This window comes from Streptomyces sp. SDr-06, assembly GCF_003324565.1.
In the GTDB taxonomy this organism is placed as follows: domain Bacteria; phylum Actinomycetota; class Actinomycetes; order Streptomycetales; family Streptomycetaceae; genus Streptomyces.
Genome location: NZ_QOLA01000029.1, coordinates 19,650 through 42,573, shown reverse-complemented (window position 1 = coordinate 42,573; position 22,924 = coordinate 19,650). Strand labels below are relative to the sequence as shown.

Genomic DNA, 22,924 nt, shown 5'->3' with positions numbered 1-22,924 from the left:
CAGGTCAGAGCCGCCCTCCTGCAGTCCCGAAGGACATAAGCCATGGCCTCCACCCCAGAAAACCCTGCCGCCGCGACGCCCCGCCGCAAGCCGGGCCGCCACCGCGGTGAAGGCCAGTGGGCCGTGGGCCATTTCACGCCGCTCAACGGGAACGAGCAGGTCAAGAAGGACGACGACGGTCTCAATGTGCGGACACGTATTGAGACGATTTACTCCAAGCGCGGCTTCGACTCCATCGACCCCAGCGACCTGCGCGGCCGGATGCGCTGGTGGGGGCTCTACACCCAGCGCCGGCAGGGCATCGACGGCGGCAAGACCGCGGTCCTGGAGCCGGAGGAGCTGGACGACGAGTACTTCATGCTCCGCGTCCGCATCGACGGCGGCCGGCTGACCACCGAGCAGCTCCGGGTGATCGGCGAGATCTCGCAGGAGTTCGCGCGCGGCACCGCCGACCTCACCGACCGGCAGAACATCCAGTACCACTGGATCCGCATCGAGGACGTCCCCGAGATCTGGAACCGCCTCGAAGCGGTCGGCCTGTCCACCACCGAGGCCTGCGGCGACACCCCGCGCGTCATCCTCGGCTCGCCCGTCGCCGGCATCGCGGCGGACGAGATCATCGACGGCACCCCGGCCATCGAGGAGATCCACCGCCGCTTCATCGGCAACCCGGCCTTCTCCAACCTGCCCCGCAAGTTCAAGACGGCCGTCTCGGGCTCCCCGCAGCTGGACGTCGCGCACGAGATCAACGACATCGCGTTCGTGGGCGTCGAACACCCCGAGCACGGACCCGGCTTCGACCTGTGGGTCGGCGGCGGCCTGTCCACCAACCCCAAGCTCGGCGTGCGGCTCGGCGCCTGGGTGCCGCTCGACGAGGTGCCGGACGCCTTCGAGGGCGTCATCTCGATCTTCCGCGACTACGGATACCGGCGGCTGCGCACCCGTGCCCGCCTGAAGTTCCTCGTCGCCGACTGGGGCCCGGAGAAGTTCCGCCAGGTCCTGGAGGACGAGTACCTGGGCCGCAAGCTCCTCGACGGGCCCGCGCCCGAGCAGCCGAAGGACGTCTGGCGCGACCACCTCGGCGTGCACCGCCAGAACGACGGCCGGTACTACATCGGCTTCGCGCCCCGGGTCGGCCGCGTGGACGGCGCCACCCTGAGCAAGATCGCCGAGCTCGCCGAGACACACGGCTCGGGCCGCCTGCGCACCACCGCCGAGCAGAAGCTGATCGTGCTCGACGTCGCCGAGGACCGGGTCGACTCGCTCGTGACCGGACTGGAGTCGCTCGGCCTCAAGGTCAACGCCTCGCCGTTCCGCCGCGGCACCATGGCCTGCACCGGCATCGAGTTCTGCAAGCTCGCCATCGTCGAGACCAAGGCGCGCGGTGCCTCGCTCATCGACGAACTGGAGCGCCGCATCCCGGAGTTCGACGAGCCCCTCACCATCAACATCAACGGCTGCCCCAACTCCTGCGCCCGCATCCAGGTCGCCGACATCGGCCTCAAGGGCCAGCTGGTCCTGGACGCCGACGGCAACCAGGTCGAGGGCTTCCAGGTGCACCTGGGCGGCGCGCTCGGCCTGGAGGCCGGGTTCGGCCGCAAGGTCCGCGGCCTGAAGGTCACCTCCGCCGAGCTGCCCGACTACGTCGAGCGGGTCCTCACGCGCTTCCAGGCGGAGCGCGCCGAGGGCGAGCGGTTCGCCGCCTGGGCCGCCCGCGCGAGCGAGGAGGCCCTGTCGTGAGCGAGCGTGCGGCGCCCTTCTACTGCCCCTACTGCGGGGACGAGGACCTGCGCCCCAACGAGAGCGGCCACGGCGCCTGGGAATGCGCGGCGTGCAACCGGGCCTTCCAGCTGAAATTCCTCGGGCTGCTCGCCCGCGGAGTTCAGCGCAACGACAGTGGAGGGGAAGCGACATGACGGCCACTCAGGCTGGCGGAGACCTCAAGGCCCTCGCCGAGCGGGCGGGCCGGGACCTCGAAGAGGCCTCCCCCCTGGAGATCCTCCAGTGGGCCGCCGACACCTTCGGCAAGCGGTTCTGCGTCACCTCCTCCATGGAGGACGCGGTCGTCGCGCACCTCGCCTCGCGCGTTCTGCCCGGCGTGGACGTGGTGTTCCTCGACACCGGATACCACTTCCCCGAGACGATCGGCACCCGGGACGCGGTCGCCGAGGTGATGGACGTCAACGTCATCACCCTGACCCCGCGGCAGAGCGTCGCCGAGCAGGACGCCGAGTACGGCCCCCGGCTCCACGACCGCGACCCCGACCTGTGCTGCGCGCTGCGCAAGGTCAAGCCCCTTGAGGACGGCCTCGGTTCGTACGCCGCCTGGGCCACCGGGCTGCGCCGCGACGAGTCCCCGACCCGGGCGAAAACCCCGGTGGTCGGCTGGGACGAGAAGCGGCAGAAGATCAAGGTGTCGCCGATCGCCCGCTGGACGCAGGACGACGTGGACGCCTACGTCGCCGAGCACGGTGTGATCACCAACCTCCTCCTCATGGACGGCTACCCGTCGATCGGCTGCGCGCCCTGCACCCGCCGGGTCGCCGAGGGCGGGGACGCGCGGGCCGGACGCTGGGCCGGACGCAACAAGACCGAGTGCGGGCTGCACGGATGACGGCCAGTCAGAACGATCAGGAGACTTCGATGAGCGTGACGGAGGCGGGAGCCACCATCTGGCTGACCGGTCTGCCGAGCGCGGGCAAGACCACCATCGCGTACGAGCTCGCGGGCCGGCTGCGCGCGGGCGGGCACCGGGTGGAGGTGCTCGACGGCGACGAGATCCGCGAGTTCCTCTCGGCGGGCCTCGGCTTCAGCCGCGAGGACCGGCACACCAACGTGCAGCGGATCGGCTTCGTCGCCGAACTGCTCGCCGCCAACGGCGTCAAGGCGCTGGTCCCGGTGATCGCCCCGTACGCCGACAGCCGCGAGGCCGTGCGCAAGCGCCACCAGAACGAGGGCACCGCCTATCTGGAGGTGCACGTCGCCACGCCCGTGGAGGTCTGCGCCGTCCGCGACGTGAAGGGTCTGTACGCCCAGCAGGCCGCGGGCGAGATCAGCGGTCTGACCGGCGTCGACGACCCGTACGAGGCGCCCGAGGCGCCGGACCTGCGCATCGAGTCGCACACCCAGACCGTGCAGGAGTCCGCCGCGGCCCTCTTCGCGCTGCTCACCGAAAGGGGCCTGGCATGACGTCGGCAACCGGCTTGACCGAGGGCGTCGACAGCCCGTACGCGCTCAGCCACCTGGACGCCCTGGAGTCCGAGGCGGTGCACATCTTCCGCGAGGTGGCGGGCGAGTTCGAGCGGCCGGTGATCCTGTTCTCCGGTGGCAAGGACTCCATCGTCATGCTGCACCTGGCGCTCAAGGCGTTCGCGCCGGCCGCCGTGCCGTTCTCGCTGCTTCACGTGGACACCGGGCACAACTTCCCCGAGGTCCTCGCCTACCGCGACCGGGTGGTGGCCGAGCACGGCCTGCGGCTGCACGTCGCCTCGGTGCAGGAGTACATCGACGCGGGCACGCTGCGCGAGCGGCCCGACGGCGTGCGCAACCCGCTCCAGACGGTGCCGCTGACCGAGGCGATCCAGCAGCACCGCTTCGACGCGGTGTTCGGCGGCGGCCGCCGCGACGAGGAGAAGGCACGCGCCAAGGAGCGGGTGTTCTCGCTGCGCGACGAGTTCTCGCAGTGGGACCCGCGCCGCCAGCGCCCCGAACTGTGGCAGCTCTACAACGGCCGGCACGCCCCCGGCGAGCACGTCCGGGTGTTTCCGCTGTCCAACTGGACCGAGCTGGACGTGTGGCAGTACATCGCCCGCGAGGACATCGACCTGCCGGAGATCTACTTCGCCCACGAGCGCGAGGTGTTCAAGCGGTCCGGGATGTGGCTGACCGCCGGCGAGTGGGGTGGCCCCAAGGCAGGCGAGAGCGTCGAGACCCGTCTGGTGCGCTACCGCACCGTGGGCGACATGTCCTGCACCGGCGCCGTCGACTCCGACGCGACGACGCTGGACGCCGTCATCAGCGAGATCGCCGCGTCGAGGCTCACCGAGCGGGGCGCCACCCGCGCCGACGACAAGCTGTCCGAGGCCGCGATGGAAGACCGCAAGCGCGAGGGGTACTTCTAAATGTCCAACTCCGTTGAGAACGCGGTGCAGTTGGCCGACGTGTCGGCCACCACCCTGCTGCGCTTCGCGACCGCCGGGTCCGTCGACGACGGCAAGTCCACCCTGGTGGGCCGCCTCCTGCACGACTCCAAGTCGGTCCTCACCGACCAGCTCGAAGCCGTCGAGGCCGCCTCCCTCAAGCGCGGCCAGGAGGCACCCGACCTCGCGCTGCTCACCGACGGCCTGCGGGCCGAGCGCGAGCAGGGCATCACCATCGACGTGGCCTACCGCTACTTCGCGACCCCGCGGCGCCGGTTCATCCTGGCGGACACCCCCGGGCACGTGCAGTACACCCGCAACATGGTGACCGGCGCCTCCACCGCCGACCTCGCCGTGGTCCTGGTCGACGCCCGCAACGGCGTGATCGAGCAGACCCGCCGGCACGCCGCGGTCGCCGCCCTGCTGCGCGTCCCGCACGTCGTCCTCGCCGTCAACAAGATGGACCTGGTGGCCTACGAGGAGAAGGTCTTCGCGGCCATCGCCGAGGAATTCACCGCGTACGCGGGCGAGTTGGGCGTCCCGGAGATCACCGCGATCCCGATCTCGGCGCTCGCCGGGGACAACGTGGTGGAGCCCAGCGCCCACATGGACTGGTACGGCGGCCCCACCGTCCTGGAGCACCTGGAGACGGTCCCGGTCAGCCACGACCTGACCGGCTGCCACGCCCGCCTTCCCGTGCAGTACGTGATCCGCCCGCAGACGGCCGAGCACCCCGACTACCGGGGATACGCGGGCCAGATCGCCGCCGGCACGTTCCGCGTCGGCGAGCCGGTGACCGTGCTGCCCTCCGGGCGCACGAGCACGGTGGCCGGGATCGACCTGCTCGGCGAGTCCGTGGACATCGCCTGGACGCCGCAGTCCGTCACCCTCCTGCTGGAGGACGACATCGACATCTCGCGCGGCGACCTGATCGTGCCGAGCGGGGACGCGCCCGCCACCACCCAGGACATCGAGGCGACCGTCTGCCACGTCGCCGACCAGCCCCTGACGGTGGGGCAGCGGGTGCTGCTCAAGCACACCACCCGCACCGTCAAGGCGATCGTCAAGGAGATCCCCTCCCGGCTGACCCTGGACGACCTCTCCCAGCACCCGAACCCGGGCCGGCTCGTCGCCAACGACATCGGCCGGGTCCTGGTGCGCACCGCCGAGCCGCTCGCGCTCGACTCCTACGCCGACTCGCGGCGCACCGGGTCGTTCCTGCTGATCGACCCGGCCGACGGCACCACGCTCACGGCCGGGATGGCGGGCTCCTCCTTCGCCACCGAGAAGGTCCTCACCACCGTCGACGACGAAGGCTGGGACTTCTGATGGCCCGCCAGGACATCTACTCGACGTTCGCCAAGGAGGGCGGCCGCGTGGGCAGCGGCGCCCTCGGCAGCGGCCAGGGCGGGGTCTCCCGATGTGCGCGATGACGTACGCGCACCGCTCGCGCGCCCCGAGGCACCACCCTCCCCCACGCCGAAGACCCGCCGACTCCCCGGCCGCGTCCCGGAGTTGAGACTCCGCGAGACGTAAGCACCGGGCCTCCGAGAGGACACCCTCCCGTGCCTGCCAGCTCCGCTGTGAAACGCAGCCTCGCCGCCGCCGCCACCCTGCCGCTGCTCTTCGGAGCCCTCGCCGCCTGCGGCTACGGCTCCGCCTCCAAGGACGACGCGGGCAAGGCCGCGCCCGCCGCGGACGGCAAGAAGCTCTCCGCCGACTCCGTGAAGATCGGCTACTTCCCCAACCTCACCCACGCCACCGCCCTGGTCGGCGTGCAGGAGGGCCTGTTCCAGAAGGAGCTGGGCGGCACCGCCGTCAAGTCGTCCACCTTCAACGCGGGGCCCTCCGAGATCGAGGCCCTCAACGCGGGCTCGATCGACATCGGCTGGATCGGCCCCTCGCCCGCGATCAACGGGTACACCAAGTCCAAGGGGCAGAGCCTGCGCATCATCGGCGGCTCCGCGTCCGGCGGTGTGAAGCTCGTGGTCAACCCGGGCAAGATCAAGTCGGTCGACGAGCTCAAGGGCAAGAACATCGCGACGCCCCAGCTCGGCAACACCCAGGACGTCGCCTTCCTCAACTGGCTGGCCGACAAGGGCTGGAAGGTCGACGCCCAGAGCGGCAAGGGCGACGTCAACGTGGTCCGCACCGACAACAAGATCACCCCGGACGCCTACAAGTCCGGCTCGATCGACGGTGCCTGGGTGCCCGAGCCGACCGCGTCCAAGCTGGTCCAGGAGGGCGGCAAGGTCCTCCTGGACGAGTCCGACCTGTGGCCCGACCACCAGTTCGTGATCACCAACATCATCGTGTCGCAGAAGTTCCTGAAGGAGCACCCCGACGTCGTCGAGGCGGTCCTGCGCGGCTCGGTGAAGACCAACGAGTGGATCGCGACCCACCCCGACCAGGCGAAGGCCTCGGCGAACGCCGCGCTCAAGAAGCTCTCCGGCAAGGAGCTGCCGGCGGACATCATCGACCCTGCGTGGAAGTCGATCCGGACCCTGGACGACCCGCTGGCCGCCAGCCTCCAGGCGCAGGCCGACCACGCGGTGAAGGCCGGCCTCCTCAAGAAGCCCGACCTCAAGGGCATCTACGACCTGGACCCGCTCAACAAGGTCCTCAAGTCCCTGGGCAGGCCCGAGGTCGGCGACGCCGGTCTCGGCGCCAACTAGTCCCCCACCCAGCCGGTTCTCAGGTTTCCCAGGAGGTGACGACCATGGCCACCGCACTCGCCAAGGCCACGGACCGCACGGCGGCAGCGCACGAGTACGCCGCCCGGATCGAGCATGTCTCGAAGTCCTTCGGCGGTCCCGCGGGACCGCAGCTCGTCCTCGACGACATCTCACTCGATGTCGCACCGGGTGAGTTCGTCACCCTCCTGGGCGCCTCCGGCTGCGGGAAGTCGACCCTGCTCAACCTGGTCGCGGGTCTGGACGCGCCCACCGCGGGCACCATCGAGACGCCGGGCGGGCGGCCCGCCCTGATGTTCCAGGAGCACGCCCTGTTCCCGTGGCTGACCGCGGGCAAGAACATCGAGCTCGCCCTGCGGCTGCGCGGGGTGCCCAAGAACGACCGCCGCGAGCGCGCCGAGGAGCTCCTCGCGCTGGTCCGCCTCCAGGGCGCGTACGGCAAGCGCGTGCACGAGCTGTCCGGCGGCATGCGCCAGCGCGTGGCGATGGCCCGGGCCCTCGCACAGGACTCCCAACTCCTGCTGATGGACGAGCCGTTCGCGGCCCTGGACGCCATCACCCGCGACGTCCTGCACGACGAGCTGACCCGCATCTGGCACGAGACGCACCTGTCGGTCCTGTTCGTGACGCACAACGTGCGCGAGGCGGTCCGGCTCGCCCAGCGCGTGGTGCTGCTCTCCTCGCGACCGGGCCGGGTGGCGCACGAGTGGACGGTGGACATCGACCAGCCGCGCCGCATCGAGGACGCCGAAGTGGCGGAGCTCTCCGTCGAGATCACTGAACAACTGCGTGGGGAGATCCGCCGCCATGGCCAGCACTGAGACCACCGAGGTCGAGGACGCCCCGGAGCTCGGCAGCCTCGAAGCGGGGCTCGACGCCCTCGAAGCCGTCCAGCCGCACCGCACCCCGGTGCGCGAGGTGTTCGTCAAGAAGGTCCTGCCCCCGCTGACCGCGGTCGCCCTGGTCCTGGTGGTGTGGCAGGTCCTGGTCTCGGCGAAGGTCACCGACGAGTACAAGCTGCCCGCGCCGGCCACGGTCTGGTCGAGCCTGCGGGACATGTGGCTCCAGGGGACCCTGCTCGACGTCGTGTGGACCAGCGTCTCGCGCGGCCTGCTCGGCTTCCTGCTCGCCCTGGCCATCGGCACCCCGCTGGGGCTCCTCGTGGCCCGGGTCAAGTTCGTGCGGGCGGCCATCGGCCCGATCCTGTCCGGTCTCCAGTCCCTGCCGTCGGTGGCCTGGGTGCCCCCGGCGGTGCTGTGGCTGGGCCTCAACGACTCGATGATGTACGCCGTGATCCTGCTCGGCGCGGTCCCCTCCATCGCCAACGGCCTGGTCTCCGGCGTCGACCAGGTGCCGCCGCTGTACCTGCGGGCGGGCCGCACGCTGGGCGCGACCGGGGCGCGGGGCGCCTGGCACATCCTGATGCCCGCCGCCCTTCCGGGCTATCTGGCCGGCCTGAAGCAGGGCTGGGCCTTCTCCTGGCGTTCGCTGATGGCCGCCGAGATCATCGCCTCCTCGCCCGATCTGGGCCTGGGGCTCGGCCAGTTGCTGGAGAACGGCCGCAACAACTCCGACATGCCGGGCATCTTCCTCGCGATCGTCCTGATCCTGCTCGTGGGCATCGCCATCGACCTGCTGATCTTCAGCCCGCTGGAGCGCCGTGTGCTGCGCGGCCGCGGGCTGCTCGTGAAGGGCTGACCCGTGCACCGCCCGGTCCTCCTCGTCATCGCCCACGGCAGCCGCGATCCGCGGCACGCCGCGACCGTGCACGCCCTGGTGCGGCGGGCCCGGTCGCTGGCGCCCGGCCTGCGCGTGGAGACCGGGTTCCTGGACTTCAACGCGCCGTCCGTCCCGCAGGTCCTGGACCGCCTCGCCCTGGAAGGCGTACGGGACGTAGTGGCGCTGCCCCTCCTCCTGACCCGCGCCTTCCACGCCAAGGCGGACATCCCGGCCGTGCTGAGCCAGGCCCCGGCCCGCCTGACCATCCGCCTCGCCGATGTCCTCGGCCCCTCGCCCCTGCTGCTCGCCGCGCTGGAGCGACGGCTGTACGAGGCGGGGCTCAGCCCCGCCGACAAGCCCTCGACCGGGGTCGTCCTGGCCTCGGCGGGCTCCACCGACCCGGAGGCGATCGCAGTGATCGCTGAAATCGCGCGGGAGCTGCGGCACACCGGTTGGTGCGCCGTGCGGCCTGCGTTCGCCTCCGCGGCCCTGCCCCGTACGGAAGACGCCGTACGGGACCTGAGGGCCCAGGGCGTGCGACGCGTAGCGGTCGCCCCCTACGTCATAGCCCCCGGCTTCCTCCCCGACCGCATAGCCCGGGGCGCCGCGGAGGCTGACGTCCTCTCCGAAGTCCTGGGAGCTTCCCCGGAGTTGGCCCGCCTCCTGCTGACCCGCTACGAGGAAGCGAGAACCGGCACCCGCACCCCGGCATTGACGGCGTGAGCGCACCGGCCAGGAGGAATGCCGGGACGAACGGGGCTGGTCGCGGGGCAGGGTTCCGTCTTCCTACGCTGCCGCTTGCTCCAAGGCCTTGCAAACGTCCTGGATCGTGGGACGGTCCTCGGCGTGGTACCTCAACATGTCGGTGACAAGCGCTCCGAGCGAGCCGGCGATGTTGACGGGGCGGTGTGTGCCGTTGACGATGGCTTGTCGTTGCGCCGGCCGCGACGCGTCATCCGGGTACTCGACGTGGCGCCACCCGGTCGCCGCCATGAACAGGGTTGCCCCGAGTGCGTACACGTCCGCTTCCCGCGTCGGCACCGCCGAGCCGTCTTCCAGTACTCGGCGAGAAGTCTCGGGGCTCTCGTAGTGGACGAGACACCCCCGATATGCGAAGTCGAACCGCGGGGGGATCTCCGCCCCACGGGCCAGGGCAAGGTCGATAAGGGCTGCCCTCGCCGGCTCGTCCCTCACGAGGAAATGGGCGGGCTGTACGTCGCCGTGGACGTAGCCGCGCTCGTGCAACTCGGCGAGGGCTCGCGCACATGCCAGCGCGTCGGACAGGGGAGGACGGGACACGCCGTCTCGGGTCCGGTGGTGCTCCCAGAGGTGCTGCAGGTCCGTACCAGCCTGCCAGGGTTGGACATTCCAAGTGCCGTGGTCCCACTGGCCGTACGTCACCGTCGCTGTGCCCAGCGCTTGCAGGATGACACCCTCACGGGCGGGCGCCAACGCCGTCCACACGTGCGTCTTGCTCGCGTAACCCAGCTTGACTACGACGCGGCCTGTGGGCGTCTCTACGTCCCACACCGTTGAGCCGCGCCGGTTCAGTACGAGCCGCTGAGTCGTAAGTGTCACGGGGATGTGGTCAGGAATTTCGAATGGACCGCTTCCGGTCATCGACTTGTCCTCTCAATGACAGGGGCCGACCCCTGGGAGAGGTCGGCCCCTCGGATCAGGCGAGACCAGTGGCCGTGGTGGTAGTCGCGTCCGTCGTCACTGTCGCCTGTCGACGGGTTGCCGCCTCCGCTGTCGCTGTCGTCGCCACTGTCGCCGTTGCCGTCTCCATTACCGCCTGCACTTCCGTACGGGCGCCCACAGTCCGAGTCGCACGGTGAGGCGTTCTCGCCGTTCACGGTCCACAGGTCGTCCAGGACCACGAACCCGGCGGCTTCCATGGCGTGCGCGAACTTGGTGACGGCTTCCATCCTGTGGCCACCGCCCCCGGGGGCTGCCGTCGCGACGCATGCGAATGCCTGGTCCGTCTGCCGCTCGGTCCTCGCCTGGTCTTGGCCGAAGTGGGCCACGGTGAATTGCGCGACACTGTTGAACGGTGCGTCGCTGACGAGTGCGCGCCCCGTCTTCAGGTCGTTCTGTACTGCTGTCATGGTGCGGTACCTCCTCGATGGAGTGGTGCACTTCATTTGCAGCCCGTCCGGCCGTCCCCGATTCACGGGGCGTACGACCGGCCGGACACGTGCCCGCCCCTGCCTGGATTCCTGCCGCAGACGGGGGAGCAGACCGGGACGGGCCTAGGTGGGCGTCCGGGACGGGGCAGCACTGACGGGCGCTGCAATCACACGGCGTGCGCGCAGTTCCACCGTGGACGCGCCTTGGCAGACGCGTACGTGGGCGCACTGACTGGCTGTGAGGGTCGCGTACAACGTCCACTGCGCGGTCTCGTTGGCCAACCAGGCACGCAGCTCATCGGCCGAGCGGTCGGCCGCCCCCAACTGTTCTGCGCACCAGTCGACTTGGGCCCGAAGCCAAGAGGCGGCGAGAACCGGCGAGGGCGTGCCGTGGGAATTGGTCAGGAGCTCGACGCTCTGGCCCTGGAGGTGCAGGGCGGCGCGGACGGTGCACCGGTACTCATCCATGGCCGGGCTCCCGCCGGGCCACGAACCGCGCCGCCTCGTCCGCCCCGAAGATGCGCGCCAGCAGCACGGCTTCCTGATCGGGGACGCGTAGGGCGCGCTCGGCCCGGTCCAGATCCTGCGCGAGTACCGAAGCGCACAGCGGGACCCTGTCGAGCGCCTGCCGCACGAACGCGGCTTCGCTCTGCCACCGCTTGTACCGCTCGAACGCCTCGGCCGCCGACGCGTACGCGCGGCGCCGGCTCGGGCTCACGATGCGCACCACGAGCGAGAACTGCCCGGTTTTGAGCCACCAGCGGTGGAGGAGTCCGAACCCGGGACGTGTGAGGCGGGCGGTCACAGCGCCCCCGCACTTCTGGCGTTCGCGCTGACCACCTTCGCCCACAGGTCCGGGTGACGTAGCCGCATGGCGGCGTCAGGTTCGGCCCGGCCCGGATCGGGCGCGCTGGGCGGTACGCGCGGAGGGGGCTGCGCTTCACGGTTCGCGTTCACGGATCGGCTCCCGCCGCTAGGTGATCTCTCCTGCCTCTACGCAACCGCACGGACACGCTCGGCGGTACCGTTGGCACTGCGCGACGGTTTTAAAGCGTTTAAAGTGCCTACGTGCGCGGGGAGTTGGCGGCATTGGCAACCGAGCTCAACGATCACTTGCAACGCCTGTTCACAGAGAGCGGCTGGACACTGAGCCAGTGCGCGCGGGCTGTGAACCGGGTTGGTACCGAGAGCGGTACGCCCCTGCGCTACAACGCTTCGGCCGTACATCACTGGCTCAATGGCACAAAGCCACGCAAAGAGGTTCAGACGTTCATCGTCGAGGCGTTCTCGCGACGACTCGGGCGCGCTGTGACACTGCCGGAATTGGGCTACTCATCTCCAGTCGATCAAAGCTCCGACCATCCGGATACGGTTGCGGAACTGATCGAGCTGGGGAGGCAGGACATGGACCCGTCGCGACGTAGCATCCTCGGCGCGGGTCTGTTCTCTGTTGCATTGACGATCCCCGGGTGGCCCGATGTGATCGACAGGGTCGAAGCGATTCAAAGCGGAAGGTCGACTCGCATCGGCATGAACGAGGTCAACATGGTCTCGGCCATGACCGAGCGAGTATCCGACCTTGACGATCAGTTCGGAGGTCGCCATGCGCGACCCATGGCCGCCAGTTTCATGGTCAATACCGTTGCAGGCTGCCTACGCGCCGACGCTCCCCCAGAGGTGCGGCAAGCCATGCTGTCTGCCGCTTCTGACCTCTCGTACCTCACGGGGTACATGGCTGTTGACGAGGGCTTGCACGGACTGGCGCAGAGTTACTACGTCAAAGCACTGGAACTGGCCGGAGCCGCAGAAGACCACCTGACCTACTGCACCACGCTCCGAGGGATGAGCGTTCAGGCCGTCGATCTCCGGCACGGCAACAAAGCCCTGGAATTGGCCGACGCGGCGGCGGCCGCTTCCCCCAAGGCTGGTCCGCGGATGCGAGCATTCCTCGCGGGCCAACAAGCCCATGCAGCCGCGCAGACTGGAGACCGAACCAGCGCCATGCGGTACATCCGTGAAGCGGAAGCCGCTATGGACCGAGCCGAGTCCCGCGGAAAGGCGTTCGGCTCGTACGATCCGGCCTCACTGCACTATCACGTCAGCCAGGTGCGCTACGAACTCGGCGACGTTGCGGGCGCAGTCGAAGCGATGCAGGAGTCCGACAGGACCCGCTACAGCGTGTATCGGCGCTCGCGGGTGCATCGTCGGGGCCTCCTCGCGGAACACCAGCTACAGGTGGGTCACCTCGAAGCGGCGTGCCAGACATGGCATTTGGCACTCGACGATTACCCATTGGTGCAGTCGGGCCGCGCAGATGACCGCATGGCCCGAATGTTCGCGCTACTGAGGCCGTACCTCAAAAATGCCACCGCTCGTGATCTGTACGAGCGCGCACATGCGGTGGTGCCGAGCCGACTTCCCACCTGATGGCCCCAGAGCCTCCCCACCCCCGGAGGGTTTAGGGAAGGGGCGGGGTGGGGGCAATCGCCCCCGGGCCCGTTCCCGCCGCCGTGACGGCGGCGATCGAGAACGTGTACGCCCGCCCCGGCACCAGGCCTCCCACCACCCGGAACATCCCCTTCCCCGACGGCTGCGTCACCAGCACGTCCCGTCCCGCGACCTCGATGACCCGGCCGTCGGAGACGGTGATCCGGTATCCGATGACCTTGGCGTCACCCGTCGCGGCCGGTGGCGTCCAGGCGAGGGTGGCGGCGTGCGACCCCGCCCGCACCTTGGCGGCGGTGGGCGCAGCGGGCAGCGCGACGGGCACGGTGGGCGCGAGGGGCGCCGAGGCGAGGGACGGCGCGCTCTCGCCGCGGGCGTTGTGCGCGGTGACGGTCACCCTGAACGGGCCCTGGGAGAACGGGAGTTGACCGAGGCGTACGTACGCCTGCCGTTCGAAGTCCGCCGCCGTGATGCTCGCGGTCGCGGCCTGTGTCCCGTCGGGCCGCAGCGCGTGCGCGGTGTAGCCGGTCACCGGGGAGCCGCCGTCCACGTGGCTCGGGTTGAAGATGACGTACAGCGCGTCGGCACCCCCGGTGCTCGTGCCCACGCGCGCCGGGGCCTCGGGCACCGAGACCGCCTGGGTCACGCGGTCGAGGACGGAGCGCTGGGCGGGCTCGATCCCGGCACCGGCGAGGATGTCCGGCGGCACCTCGGCGAGCGAGGACATGATGTGGTTTCCGGTGGTCACCAGGCCCTTGCTGTCGGCGTCGGCGGTGCCCTCCTCCCACCAGTTGTCCTTGATGAGCGTCGGGTCGTTGTTGCCGAGCTTGTCGCGGTAGTCGGTGTGACGGCCGGCGACGTTGGCGTACGCGGCGCCGTAGAGGACGTTGCCCTGGACCGTCTCGTAGGTGCAGCCGTTGTCGGTGTAGACGCTCTTGCCGAGACCCCACTGGCCGTGGATGACGTTGCCGGTGACCTTCTCTCCGTCGGCCATCGACGTGCCGGTCAGGCCCTGGGTGTAGACGCCCCCGCCGTCGTCGAGGAGCTGCAGGTAGTCGAAGATCAGGTTGTCGCGCACCGCGTTGTCGTGGCTGGGGTTGGGGGTCGCGGGCGAGCCGATCTTGTCGGGCCAGCCGCCCCAGCCCAGGGAGATCGCGCTGTAGCCCAGGTGGTCGAGCTGGTTGTGCGCGATCGTCGTGTGCTGGGTGTAGCCGTTGAGGATGCCGACGCCGCCGTGGAACTCCCGTGGCAGCGCGTAGAGGTGATTGTCCGACACCTCGATGCCGGAAGCGGGGGTCTGTCCGTCCACTCCGCCGATCTCCAGGCCGTTGCCGGAGATGTCGGTGAACACGCTGGTGCGCACGGTGGAGTCGGCGGTACCGGCGCCGAGTTCCAGCCCGGCGGCGCCCAGGTGCGCGAAGGTGCTGTCGCTGATCTCGATGCCGCGCGCGTACGAGAAGGACACGTTGCCCGGCATTTTCGTCCAGGAGGCGAAGGGACAGGTGCCGCCGGGGGTGAAGCCGCACAGCCCCTGCGTCGCCCAGCCCTGGGCGCCGGTGATGGTGTAACCGGCCTGGATCTCGGAGAAGCCCTCGGGGCCGGACGGCGTCAGCCAGGTCGCGTAGCTGAACTGGAGGCCCTGGAAGGCGACATCGTGCAGCGGCGCCTTCGCCGTGCCGTGTCCGTCGACCAGCTTCTCGGCCGAGGCCGCCTCGATGTCGGCGCTCCTCGGGTCCTCGCCCGGGCGGGGCAGGTAGTACACGGTGCGCGCGGAACGGTCGAGGTACCACTCGCCCGGCTCGTCGAGGAGCTCGAAGGCGTTCTCCACGTAGGACGCCTTGGCTTTGTTGGTGAGTGTGCCGGGGCCGACCATGCTCACGGTGCGTCCGGGCCGGTCGGGGAACTCGACGCGCCGGGTGGAGTTGTCCCAGCACGGCCGGGCCATGGTGATCGTGGTGCCCTGGGCGGCGGCGATCGGGCAGCGGGGTTCGGTCCACTGGCCGAGGCCGTTGCGCTCGACGTTCCAGAGCGCTTCCCCGCTGGTGTACACGAACTCGGCGTCGCCGGGGTGGCGCCAGTGCGCGATGGCGTCGGAGCTCGCGGTGTAGCCGGTGGGCGTGAGGGTGAGGCTGACCGGCACCTCACCGCCGGCGCGCCGGCCACGTACGCCGTCGACGTACAACTGCCGTGTATCGGTGAGGCCTTGGGGCGCGGGCGCGGACCAGAGACCGGGGCGGCCCGGCACCGGCTGCCAGCCCTCGACCTTGCGGCCGCCGCTGATCACCGTGGTCCCGGCGCCCGCACCCTGCCAGATGATGCGGTGACCGCCTTGGCCCGAGTCGCGGGCGTCGAGCTGGAGCGGCCCGTCCACGCGGTACGTACCGGCGGCCAGGTGGATGGTGAGGTCGGCGTTCTGGTGTGCCGACCTGCCGCGCGCCAGGTCGCGGGCGCGCGGCAGGGTGCTCACGGGGTGCTGGGCGGTGCCGTCAGAGGAGTCGCTCCCGGCCGGGGACACATACACGTCGGCGGATGCCGTGGGCGGCGTGTGCGCCGTGGCCGAGGGCACGAGACCCGGGACCCCCAGGGCCAGGGCGGCGGCGAGCGTGACGATCGGGGCGGATCTTCGGGGCGCCGTCCGTGGCGCGCTCCGGGACGCGGGCATGTTCCCTCCCAAGGGGCTCACAGGATCGGACCCTTGAGCCCCTGAAAAGGTAGGAGCACTGACGCAGCACGGTCAACACATCACCCAGAACCGTCCTCGAATTCTCCCCAACTCTCGATAGTCATCGGATCACTTGGTCAGGACCGAGTGGATGGTCCAGCCGCCGAGCGCGCCAGGATCCACGGACCCGTGGCCCCGGGCAGGGCTCAGGCGGCCCAGTGCGGGTCGCGGCCCGATGCCGACAGGGCCCGCTCCAGGGTGTCGGCGTCGGCGGGCGGTTCGACCGGGTCGGCGAAGCCCTGGTACTGGCGGTAGAGCTCGGCGTTGTCCTCGACGACCTTCAGGACGAAGGCGGCCGACTCCTCGGAGAGCCGGACCTGCTGTCCGGTGGCGCGCGCGACGTCCCAGCCGTGCACCACCATCTCCTTGACGACCATCGAGGCGATCTGCCGGGCGGGCAGCGCCGCCCCGCCCAGGTCGACGTCGCCCTCCCACACGGCCGGGTCGGCCCAGGCGGCCACGGCCCGGTCGAGCTGGGCGGCGTACCGCTGCGCCCAGTCGGCGTCGGCGGTGAAGTCGCGCGCGCCGAGCTCGTCCGGCAGCGGCTTGCGCAGGGCGCGGTGCTCCAGGCCGTGCGAGGTGTACAGGACCCAGTGGTTGACCAGCGCCCGCACGTCCCACTCCGCGCAGGGAGTGGGCCCGGCGAGCCGGTCGGGGGTGACGCCGCGCGCGATGCGGGCGGCCTCGGCTGCGCATTCGGTCATGGCACGGTGTTCGCTCTTCATGGGAGCAGCGTCCCGTCGCGCCCCGTGCCGCGTATTGAAAAAACGCGACAGCACTCCCCCACGGGCGACCTCAGTCGAAGTTGAGCGATCCCGTCCGGGTCCGCTTGAGCTCGAAGAAGTCCGGGTACGCGGCGATCGTGCGCACGCTGTCGAAGAGCCGCCCCGCCTCCTCGCCGCGCGGAATCGAGCTGAGCACCGGGCCGAAGTAGACCTTGCCGTCCAGGTGCATGGTCGGGGTGCCGACGTAGCCGTCCTCGGCCGGGTCCTTGCCCGCGTCGTGGCTGCGGCGCACGGCCTCGTCGTACGCGGGGTCGTGGGCCGCGGCGGCGAGCGAGGCGGGCAGGCCGAGCTCTTCGAGGGACTGGACGATCACCTCGTCGAAGTCCTGGTTCTTGTCCTGGTGGATGCGGGTGCCGAACGCGGTGTACAGGTCGCGCAGCACCTGGTCGCCGTGCGCCTCGGCCGCCGCGACCGCGACCCGGACGGGACCGATCGAGCGGTCCACCAAGTCCCGGTACCAGTCAGGGAGTTCGTTGCCCGTGTTGTGCAGGTACAGGCTCATCGGCCGGAATCTCAGCTCGATGTCGCGGTGCTTCTCGACCTCCAGCATCCAGCGGGAGGTGATCCAGGCGAAGGGGCAGGCCGGGTCGAAGTAGAAGTCGACGGTGGCGCGCTGCGCGTCCGTCGCGGTGTGGGTCGTGGTGTCCGTCGTCGTGTTGGTCATGGGTCGACCCTAGCCCGGCAGTGGCCCTCGGCCATGGGCCATTGCCCCCTACATTCACTGGGCCATTTCGCACCGGCCCGCCTCCCTGGCCCGGGCGCGCCGCAGCCAGGCGCCCCGGATCGCGAAGGGACGCACGGGCCGGGGTCCGCAGGGGTCCGATACCGTCCCGCCATGACCTCTGAGACCTTTGCGCTCGGCGGGGACCGCCCCCTGCGACGGCTCGGCTTCGGCACCGCCCAGCTCACGGGCCCCGGCTACTGGGGACCCCGGGGCGCTCGGGCGGACGCCCTCGCGGTGCTGCGCCGGGCGGTCGAGCGCGGCGTCACGCTGATCGACACCGCCGACAACTACGGTCCCGGCCTGGCCGAGGAGCTCGTCGCGGAGGCCCTCCATCCCTACCCCGCCGAGGTGGTGGTCGCGACCAAGGGCGGTGTCGTACGGACCAGCGACAGCGCCTGGCACATCGCGGGAAGGCCGGAGCAGCTGCGGGCGATGTGCGAGGCGAGCCTGCGCCGGCTGCGGGTGGAGACGATCGACCTGTACCAGCTGCACCGGCTCGACCCCGAGGTACCGCCGGCCGAACAGCTGGGCACGCTCGACGAGTTGAGGCGGGAGGGCAAGATCCGGCACATCGGCCTGGACACCGTCTCCGCCGAGCAGGTGGAGCAGGCGCTCCGGCTGACCCGCGTCGCCTCGGTGCAGAACCGCTTCAACCTCCTGGACCGGGAGTCGGAGGCGGTCCTCGCCCTGTGCGAGGCGCACGGCCTGGCGTTTCTGCCCTGGTTCCCGCTGGCCAACGGCGCCCTCACCGGCGACGCGGCGGCCGCGCTCGACCGGATCGCGGGGCGGCACCGCGCGACCAGGGGACAGATCGCCCTCGCCTGGCTGCTGCACCGCTCCCCCGTCCTGTGCCCGACCCCCGGCACCGGCTCCCTCGATCATCTGGACGAGAATCTGGACGCGGCTCATATCCACCTGCGCCAGGCCGAGTTGGAGGAGCTGGACGCGGTTCGGGCATGACGGCCCGGCTCAGGCTCCCGCCTCTGTCATCCCCACCAGCGCCTTGACGGTGTTCCAGTTGCGCGAGGTCACGTCGACCCCCTTGAGCAGGCCGGGCCGGGACAGGGCGGCGGCGAGCGGCGACCGCCCGACGCCCTGGGGCGCGTACAGATAGAGCACCTGGTCGCCCAGGCGGAACTCCTCCGGGAGGAAGGCGGCCCGGTCGATCGAGGCGAAGCGGTCGGCGGTGACCGTCGGGCCCCCGAAGAACGTCGCGTGCAGCTGCTTGCCCTCCAGCTCGGCGGCCGGGAAGGGGCAGGCGTCCAGGACGGACCGGAGGTAGGGGCCGCCGCGCACCATGCAGGCGACGTGGAAGCCGAAGCGCTTCTCCAGGGCGGCCTCCAGGTCGGCGGCGAGCGCGTCCGGGTCGTCGCGGGCGGCGGTGAAGACGGCGTTACCGCTGTTGAGGTACGTCTTCACAGCATCGTGGCCCAGCTCGCCCAGGACCTTTCGGAGCTCGGCCATGGGAACCTTCCGGTTCCCGCCCACATTGATGCCGCGCAGCAGAGCGGCGTACGTCGTCGTCATGGGCACACCCTAGGACGGCCCCCGCGCCCCGTGGGGGACGGGCGCGGGGGCCGCCGTTCAGTGCTGCCGGACGCCGTCTACTCGACGATCTTCAGCAGCTTGTTCGGGGTGCCCGGACTCGCGTTGGAGATCTTGTCCGCCGTGGCGCCCTTGGTGAGGGCGTCGGAGACCTGGGCCGGGTTGGCGTCCTTGTGGCCGGCGAGGTAGACCGCTGCCGCGCCGACGACATGCGGGGTCGCCATGGACGTACCGGAGATGGTGTTGGTGGCGGTGTCGCTGGTGTTCCAGTCGGAGGTGATGTCCGAGCCGGGGGCGTAAAGGTCCACCACGGAGCCGAAGTTGGAGAAGCTGGACTGCTGGTCGTCCTTGGTGGAGGAGGCGACGGTGATCGCCTCCTTGACGCGCGACGGCGAGCCGTTGCCCGCGTCGGCGGACTCGTTTCCGGCCGCCACTCCGAAGGTGACCCCGGAGGCGATCGCCTTCTGGACGGCCTCGTCGAGCGCCGGGTCGGCGGTGCCGCCGAGGCTGAGGTTGGCGACCGAGGGGCCCTTGTGGTTCTTGGTGACCCAGTCGATGCCCGCGACGACCTGCTCGGTGCTGCCGGAGCCCTGGTTGTCGAGGACCCGCACCGCGACGATCTTCGCCTTCTTGGCCACGCCGTGCTCGGTCCCCGCGATGGTGCCCGCGACGTGCGTGCCGTGGCCGTTGCCGTCGTCGGCCTTGTCGTTGTTGTCGACCGCGTTGAAGCCGTAGGAGGCCCGCCCGCCGAAGTCCTTGTGGGAGATGCGGACTCCGGTGTCGATCACGTACGCGGTGACGCCGTCCCCGGCGCTGTCCGGGTACTTGTACGTGCCGTCGCCCTTGGTGTCGGTCTGGTCGATCCGGTCCAGGCCCCACGACGGCGGGTTCGCCTGCTCCGCGTTGATGTGGAACTTCTTGTTCTGTACGACCTTGCCGACGGAGGGATCTGCGGCCAGACGCTTGGCCTGGGTCTGCGAAAGCCCGCTCGCGGAGAAGCCGTTGAGGGAGGAGGAGTAGTCGCGACGCAACGTTCCGCCGTATTCCTCGGCGAGCTTGCGCTTGGCTTCGGCCGTCGCCGACTTGTCGAGGAGGACGATGTAGCTTCCATCGACCGCGTCCTGGGCGTTCAGTCCGAAGACCGTGCCTTCGGCGGGGGCGGCTCCGGCGAACGGGGAGTTCAGCGCGGTCACTCCGGCCGCCGCTACGACGGCGGTTATGGCTGCGGTGAGCTTGATCTTCTTGCTCGCACGCTTGTGAGATGCCATGAAGAGGGGTCTCCTCGTCACTATTTGTGGGGGGTTTGCCTACCGGACGGAAACTTTCCGGGGCTGGTTCGAAACCCTTGCCGATTGACGAGCGCAGATCAAGGCCTTCATTCAGCTGTGACTTACTCAACAATCTTCTGTAATCAGAAACCGGCCAGCAGGGGGCAACTCGGGCTCTGTGGAGGGCTGGTGGACACGCTGTGTGAACTCGTCGACCTTGAGTCCGCTTCAACTCCCTTTACGTGTAAGGGGCTTCGGTACTCCTCGGTGGGGATGTCGCCACACCGCAGGGATGAGCCGGAGTCCCACGAGCTCACCTGGGAGCAGGACGAGGCGGCCGGATCGCGCCCCTAGCGTCGAAGGGTGGCGACGGCACCCGGCCGTCGTCCACCACCAGGGGGGAAGCGGGACATGGGGCATGGGGTCACGAAGGTGCGCGGCGTCGCCGCCCGGGCGGGTGGCTGGAGCGCGCGCCATCGATGGGCGGCGGTACTGATCTGGCTGCTGTTCGTCGTCCTGGCGACGGTGGTGGGATCGGCGTCGGGGCGGACCGATGTGCAGCAGAGCCGGCAGTTGTCGGGCGAGGTCGGCCAGGCCGCGGGGATCATCGAGGACGCGGGTCTGAAGGAGCCGGCGGGCGAGACCGTGCTCATCCAGTCCGTGGGACAGGGCGGTTCGGCGGCGAACGCCACCGCGCCGGAGTTCCGCTCGGCGGTGGCCGCCGTGCTGAAGGCGGTCGAGGGCACGGGCCAGGTCACCAAGGTGACCTCTCCGTACGACACCCGGACCATCTCCAAGGACGGGCACAGCGCCCTCGTCCAGTTCGACGTGCGCGGCGATCCGGACACCGCCAAGGACCGCGTCGCGCCGGTCCTCGACGCGGTGGCCGCCGTGCAGAAGGACCACCCGGGGCTGCGGATCGAGGAGATCGGCGGCGCCAGCATGAGCAAGACGTTCAGCGACGCGTTCGGCGACGACTTCAAGCAGGCCGAGTACTCGGCGGTGCCCGTCGCCTTCGGCATCCTGCTCATCGCGTTCGGCGCCCTGGTCGCGGCGCTCCTCCCGGTGGCCCTCGCGCTGACCGCGATCGTCGCGACGATGGGCCTGATGGCCGTGGTCAGCCACCTCCAGCCGATGAGCGACACCGCCAACTCGGTGATGCTCCTGGTGGGTCTGGCCGTCGGCGTCGACTACTGCCTGTTCTATCTGCGCCGCGAGCGCGAGGAGCGGGCCGCCGGGCGCGACGCGCAGACGGCGCTGCGGATCGCGGCCGCCACCAGCGGCCGGGCGATCATCGTCTCCGGGGTGACGGTGTGCGTCGCCATGGCGGGCATGCTCTTCACCGGTCTCGCGGAGTTCGAGGCCATGGGCCTGGCCTCCCTGATGGTCGTCGCGGTCGCGATGGTCGGCTCGGTGACCGTGCTGCCCGCACTGCTCTCGCTGCTCGGCGAGCGTGTGGAGAAGGGCCGCGTCCCGTTCCTGAACCGGCTCAAGGGCGGCACGGCCAACCGGAACGGCGAGAGCCGTATCTGGCGCGCCGTCCTCGGCGCAGTCCTGCGCAGGCCGAGGACCGCCCTGATCGTGGCGGCGGGCGCGCTGGTCGCCATCGCGCTGCCCGCACTCGGCATGCACACCCAGAACCTCACCCTGGACCAGGAATTCGGCGACTCGCTGCCGGTCGTGCGCACCTACGACCGCGTGAACGAGGCCTTCCCCGGCGGGGCGAGCCCGGCCGAGGTCGTGGTGAAGGCCGCCGACATCAACGCCCCCGAGGTCCGCAAGGCGCTCGCGGACTTCCGTGCGCAGGCGCTCGGTTCGGGCGCCTCCCACGGCCCGGTCGTCCTCGCCACGCACGACGCCGAGAACGTGGCGACCATCTCGGTCCCGCTGGTCGGCGGCTCCGACCAGGGCAGGGCCGAGAAGAGCCTGGACCTGCTCCGCGACCACGTACGCCCCGACACGCTCGGCAAGGTGGCGGGCCTCAAGGCGCCCATCACCGGTCAGGTCGCGGGGTCGAAGGACTTCAACGCCCAGATCGTCGGTGCGGTCGCCCCGGTCTTCGCGTTCGTCGTCGTCTTCGCCTTCCTTCTGATGCTGCTCTGCTTCCGGTCCCTCACCATCGCCGTCACCTCGATCGTGCTCAACCTCCTGTCGGTGGGCGCCGCCTACGGCATCCTGACCGCCGTGTTCCAGCACGGCTGGGGCGCCTCGCTGGTCGGTGCGCAGGGTGTCGGCGCGATCGTGTCCTGGCTGCCGCTCTTCCTCTTCGTCATCCTGTTCGGCCTGTCGATGGACTACCACGTCTTCGTGGTCTCCCGGATCCGCGAGGCGAAGCTCCAGGGCCGTACGACCCGGGACGCCGTCGCCCACGGCGTGGTGACGACGGCGGGGGTGGTGACGAGCGCGGCCATCATCATGGTGGCGGTCTTCGCGATCTTCGGCACGCTGTCCATGCAGTCGATGAAGCAGATGGGCGTGGGCCTGGCCACCGCCGTCCTGATCGACGCGACCCTGATCCGCGGCGTCCTGCTCCCGGCGGTGATGGCGCTGCTCGGCGACCGCAACTGGTACTTCCCGACGTGGCTGCGTTGGCTGCCCGACCTCACCCACGAGGACCCGGCGCACGCGCCGGCACAGACCGCCCCGGCCCGTTCGGGGGACGGGCCGGGGCACCCGGAGGGAGCGGTACGGGTCTGACGGACCCGGCCGGATGCCGGGGGCGGCGGCCTCAGGGAGCCGCCCCCGGTCCAGAACC

General features: G+C 70.4%; 22 protein-coding genes. 13 read left to right on the top strand and 9 right to left on the bottom strand.

Features of this window, described 5'->3' with window-relative positions; all coding sequences use genetic code 11:
* The first annotated feature begins 42 nt into the window (after nucleotides 1-42).
* From DT019_RS34980 to DT019_RS34935, 10 genes are all read left to right on the top strand, one after another.
* Entirely contained in the window at nucleotides 43-1,740 is a 1,698-nt protein-coding gene (locus DT019_RS34980) for a nitrite/sulfite reductase (protein WP_114041028.1), read from the top strand.
* Nucleotides 1,737-1,916, top strand: coding sequence for a hypothetical protein (locus DT019_RS34975; protein WP_114041027.1), 180 nt, complete (start codon nucleotides 1,737-1,739; stop codon nucleotides 1,914-1,916). Before DT019_RS34980 ends, DT019_RS34975 begins: the two co-directional genes overlap by 4 nt.
* Nucleotides 1,913-2,614 carry a phosphoadenylyl-sulfate reductase gene (locus tag DT019_RS34970; RefSeq protein WP_114041026.1) on the top strand — a complete coding sequence of 234 codons (702 nt, stop codon included), beginning with the start codon at nucleotides 1,913-1,915 and terminating at the stop codon, nucleotides 2,612-2,614. The genes DT019_RS34975 and DT019_RS34970 overlap by 4 nt, the downstream gene beginning before the upstream one ends.
* A gap of 29 nt (nucleotides 2,615-2,643) precedes the next feature.
* Entirely contained in the window at nucleotides 2,644-3,189 is a 546-nt protein-coding gene (gene cysC, locus DT019_RS34965) for an adenylyl-sulfate kinase (RefSeq protein WP_114041025.1), read from the top strand.
* The gene (gene cysD, locus DT019_RS34960) at nucleotides 3,186-4,121 is read left to right on the top strand and encodes a sulfate adenylyltransferase subunit CysD (RefSeq protein WP_114041024.1); all 936 of its coding nucleotides are present in this window, start codon (nucleotides 3,186-3,188) and stop codon (nucleotides 4,119-4,121) included. The genes cysC and cysD overlap by 4 nt, the downstream gene beginning before the upstream one ends.
* Complete coding sequence (locus DT019_RS34955; RefSeq protein ID WP_114041023.1) at nucleotides 4,122-5,468, top strand: sulfate adenylyltransferase subunit 1; 1,347 nt, start codon at nucleotides 4,122-4,124, stop codon at nucleotides 5,466-5,468.
* Nucleotides 5,469-5,704: 236 nt separating this feature from the next.
* Nucleotides 5,705-6,814: an aliphatic sulfonate ABC transporter substrate-binding protein gene (locus DT019_RS34950; RefSeq protein WP_114041022.1), complete on the top strand. Its 1,110-nt coding sequence runs from the start codon at nucleotides 5,705-5,707 to the stop codon at nucleotides 6,812-6,814.
* 44 nt (nucleotides 6,815-6,858) lie between these two features.
* The gene (locus DT019_RS34945) at nucleotides 6,859-7,653 is read left to right on the top strand and encodes an ABC transporter ATP-binding protein (RefSeq protein ID WP_114041021.1); all 795 of its coding nucleotides are present in this window, start codon (nucleotides 6,859-6,861) and stop codon (nucleotides 7,651-7,653) included.
* Entirely contained in the window at nucleotides 7,640-8,530 is an 891-nt protein-coding gene (locus DT019_RS34940; RefSeq protein ID WP_114041020.1) for an ABC transporter permease, read from the top strand. The genes DT019_RS34945 and DT019_RS34940 overlap by 14 nt, the downstream gene beginning before the upstream one ends.
* Before the next feature lie 3 nt (nucleotides 8,531-8,533).
* Nucleotides 8,534-9,274 (top strand): sirohydrochlorin chelatase, encoded by a 741-nt coding sequence (locus DT019_RS34935; protein WP_114041019.1) that lies wholly within the window; start codon nucleotides 8,534-8,536, stop codon nucleotides 9,272-9,274.
* Between the two features lie 63 nt (nucleotides 9,275-9,337).
* Here the strand turns inward: DT019_RS34935 and DT019_RS34930 are convergent, their stop codons facing one another.
* The 4 genes from DT019_RS34930 to DT019_RS34915 form a co-directional block, all read right to left on the bottom strand.
* Nucleotides 9,338-10,171 carry a protein kinase domain-containing protein gene (locus DT019_RS34930; protein ID WP_114041018.1) on the bottom strand — a complete coding sequence of 278 codons (834 nt, stop codon included), beginning with the start codon at nucleotides 10,169-10,171 and terminating at the stop codon, nucleotides 9,338-9,340.
* Nucleotides 10,168-10,659 (bottom strand): hypothetical protein, encoded by a 492-nt coding sequence (locus tag DT019_RS40975; protein WP_317617842.1) that lies wholly within the window; start codon nucleotides 10,657-10,659, stop codon nucleotides 10,168-10,170. Before DT019_RS40975 ends, DT019_RS34930 begins: the two co-directional genes overlap by 4 nt.
* A gap of 144 nt (nucleotides 10,660-10,803) precedes the next feature.
* Nucleotides 10,804-11,148 carry a hypothetical protein gene (locus tag DT019_RS34920; protein ID WP_114041017.1) on the bottom strand — a complete coding sequence of 115 codons (345 nt, stop codon included), beginning with the start codon at nucleotides 11,146-11,148 and terminating at the stop codon, nucleotides 10,804-10,806.
* Nucleotides 11,141-11,485, bottom strand: a complete 345-nt coding sequence (locus DT019_RS34915; protein WP_114041016.1) for a hypothetical protein — start codon at nucleotides 11,483-11,485, stop codon at nucleotides 11,141-11,143. The genes DT019_RS34920 and DT019_RS34915 overlap by 8 nt, the downstream gene beginning before the upstream one ends.
* Before the next feature lie 263 nt (nucleotides 11,486-11,748).
* Here DT019_RS34915 and DT019_RS34910 point away from each other — a divergent pair, with 263 nt between their 5' ends.
* Nucleotides 11,749-13,107: a tetratricopeptide repeat protein gene (locus DT019_RS34910; RefSeq protein WP_223279913.1), complete on the top strand. Its 1,359-nt coding sequence runs from the start codon at nucleotides 11,749-11,751 to the stop codon at nucleotides 13,105-13,107.
* Between the two features lie 31 nt (nucleotides 13,108-13,138).
* Here the strand turns inward: DT019_RS34910 and DT019_RS34905 are convergent, their stop codons facing one another.
* From DT019_RS34905 to DT019_RS34895, 3 genes are all read right to left on the bottom strand, one after another.
* Nucleotides 13,139-15,787, bottom strand: coding sequence for a fibronectin type III domain-containing protein (locus tag DT019_RS34905; protein WP_114041014.1), 2,649 nt, complete (start codon nucleotides 15,785-15,787; stop codon nucleotides 13,139-13,141).
* 206 nt (nucleotides 15,788-15,993) lie between these two features.
* Nucleotides 15,994-16,572 carry a TIGR03086 family metal-binding protein gene (locus DT019_RS34900; protein WP_114041013.1) on the bottom strand — a complete coding sequence of 193 codons (579 nt, stop codon included), beginning with the start codon at nucleotides 16,570-16,572 and terminating at the stop codon, nucleotides 15,994-15,996.
* A gap of 70 nt (nucleotides 16,573-16,642) precedes the next feature.
* Entirely contained in the window at nucleotides 16,643-17,296 is a 654-nt protein-coding gene (locus DT019_RS34895) for a DsbA family protein (RefSeq protein ID WP_114041012.1), read from the bottom strand.
* Nucleotides 17,297-17,467: 171 nt separating this feature from the next.
* On the opposite strand from DT019_RS34895, the gene DT019_RS34890 reads away from it, so the two are divergent.
* Entirely contained in the window at nucleotides 17,468-18,316 is an 849-nt protein-coding gene (locus DT019_RS34890; protein WP_114041011.1) for an aldo/keto reductase, read from the top strand.
* 9 nt (nucleotides 18,317-18,325) lie between these two features.
* On the opposite strand, the gene DT019_RS34885 is transcribed toward DT019_RS34890, so the two are convergent.
* Both DT019_RS34885 and DT019_RS34880 read right to left on the bottom strand, forming a co-directional pair.
* Nucleotides 18,326-18,883: a DUF1697 domain-containing protein gene (locus tag DT019_RS34885; protein WP_114041010.1), complete on the bottom strand. Its 558-nt coding sequence runs from the start codon at nucleotides 18,881-18,883 to the stop codon at nucleotides 18,326-18,328.
* A 77-nt stretch (nucleotides 18,884-18,960) separates the two neighbouring features.
* Nucleotides 18,961-20,169 (bottom strand): S8 family peptidase, encoded by a 1,209-nt coding sequence (locus DT019_RS34880; protein ID WP_114041009.1) that lies wholly within the window; start codon nucleotides 20,167-20,169, stop codon nucleotides 18,961-18,963.
* A gap of 411 nt (nucleotides 20,170-20,580) precedes the next feature.
* On the opposite strand from DT019_RS34880, the gene DT019_RS34875 reads away from it, so the two are divergent.
* Nucleotides 20,581-22,866, top strand: coding sequence for an MMPL family transporter (locus DT019_RS34875; RefSeq protein ID WP_114041008.1), 2,286 nt, complete (start codon nucleotides 20,581-20,583; stop codon nucleotides 22,864-22,866).
* Nucleotides 22,867-22,924 lie beyond the last annotated feature (58 nt).

Excerpts from the sequence above, each read along its gene's own strand:
- DT019_RS34980 (WP_114041028.1), top strand. The coding sequence starts at position 43 with ATGGCCTCCACCCCAGAAAACCCTGCCGCCGCGACGCCCCGCCGCAAG.
- DT019_RS34970 (WP_114041026.1), top strand. The coding sequence starts at position 1,913 with ATGACGGCCACTCAGGCTGGCGGAGACCTCAAGGCCCTCGCCGAGCGG.
- cysC (WP_114041025.1), top strand. The coding sequence starts at position 2,644 with ATGAGCGTGACGGAGGCGGGAGCCACCATCTGGCTGACCGGTCTGCCG.
- cysD (WP_114041024.1), top strand. The coding sequence starts at position 3,186 with ATGACGTCGGCAACCGGCTTGACCGAGGGCGTCGACAGCCCGTACGCG.
- DT019_RS34955 (WP_114041023.1), top strand. The coding sequence starts at position 4,122 with ATGTCCAACTCCGTTGAGAACGCGGTGCAGTTGGCCGACGTGTCGGCC.
- DT019_RS34945 (WP_114041021.1), top strand. The coding sequence starts at position 6,859 with ATGGCCACCGCACTCGCCAAGGCCACGGACCGCACGGCGGCAGCGCAC.
- DT019_RS34940 (WP_114041020.1), top strand. The coding sequence starts at position 7,640 with ATGGCCAGCACTGAGACCACCGAGGTCGAGGACGCCCCGGAGCTCGGC.
- DT019_RS34930 (WP_114041018.1), bottom strand. The coding sequence starts at position 10,171 with ATGACCGGAAGCGGTCCATTCGAAATTCCTGACCACATCCCCGTGACA.
- DT019_RS40975 (WP_317617842.1), bottom strand. The coding sequence starts at position 10,659 with ATGACAGCAGTACAGAACGACCTGAAGACGGGGCGCGCACTCGTCAGC.
- DT019_RS34920 (WP_114041017.1), bottom strand. The coding sequence starts at position 11,148 with ATGGATGAGTACCGGTGCACCGTCCGCGCCGCCCTGCACCTCCAGGGC.
- DT019_RS34905 (WP_114041014.1), bottom strand. The coding sequence starts at position 15,787 with ATGCCCGCGTCCCGGAGCGCGCCACGGACGGCGCCCCGAAGATCCGCC.
- DT019_RS34900 (WP_114041013.1), bottom strand. The coding sequence starts at position 16,572 with ATGAAGAGCGAACACCGTGCCATGACCGAATGCGCAGCCGAGGCCGCC.
- DT019_RS34895 (WP_114041012.1), bottom strand. The coding sequence starts at position 17,296 with ATGACCAACACGACGACGGACACCACGACCCACACCGCGACGGACGCG.
- DT019_RS34890 (WP_114041011.1), top strand. The coding sequence starts at position 17,468 with ATGACCTCTGAGACCTTTGCGCTCGGCGGGGACCGCCCCCTGCGACGG.
- DT019_RS34885 (WP_114041010.1), bottom strand. The coding sequence starts at position 18,883 with ATGACGACGACGTACGCCGCTCTGCTGCGCGGCATCAATGTGGGCGGG.
- DT019_RS34880 (WP_114041009.1), bottom strand. The coding sequence starts at position 20,169 with ATGGCATCTCACAAGCGTGCGAGCAAGAAGATCAAGCTCACCGCAGCC.
- DT019_RS34875 (WP_114041008.1), top strand. The coding sequence starts at position 20,581 with ATGGGGCATGGGGTCACGAAGGTGCGCGGCGTCGCCGCCCGGGCGGGT.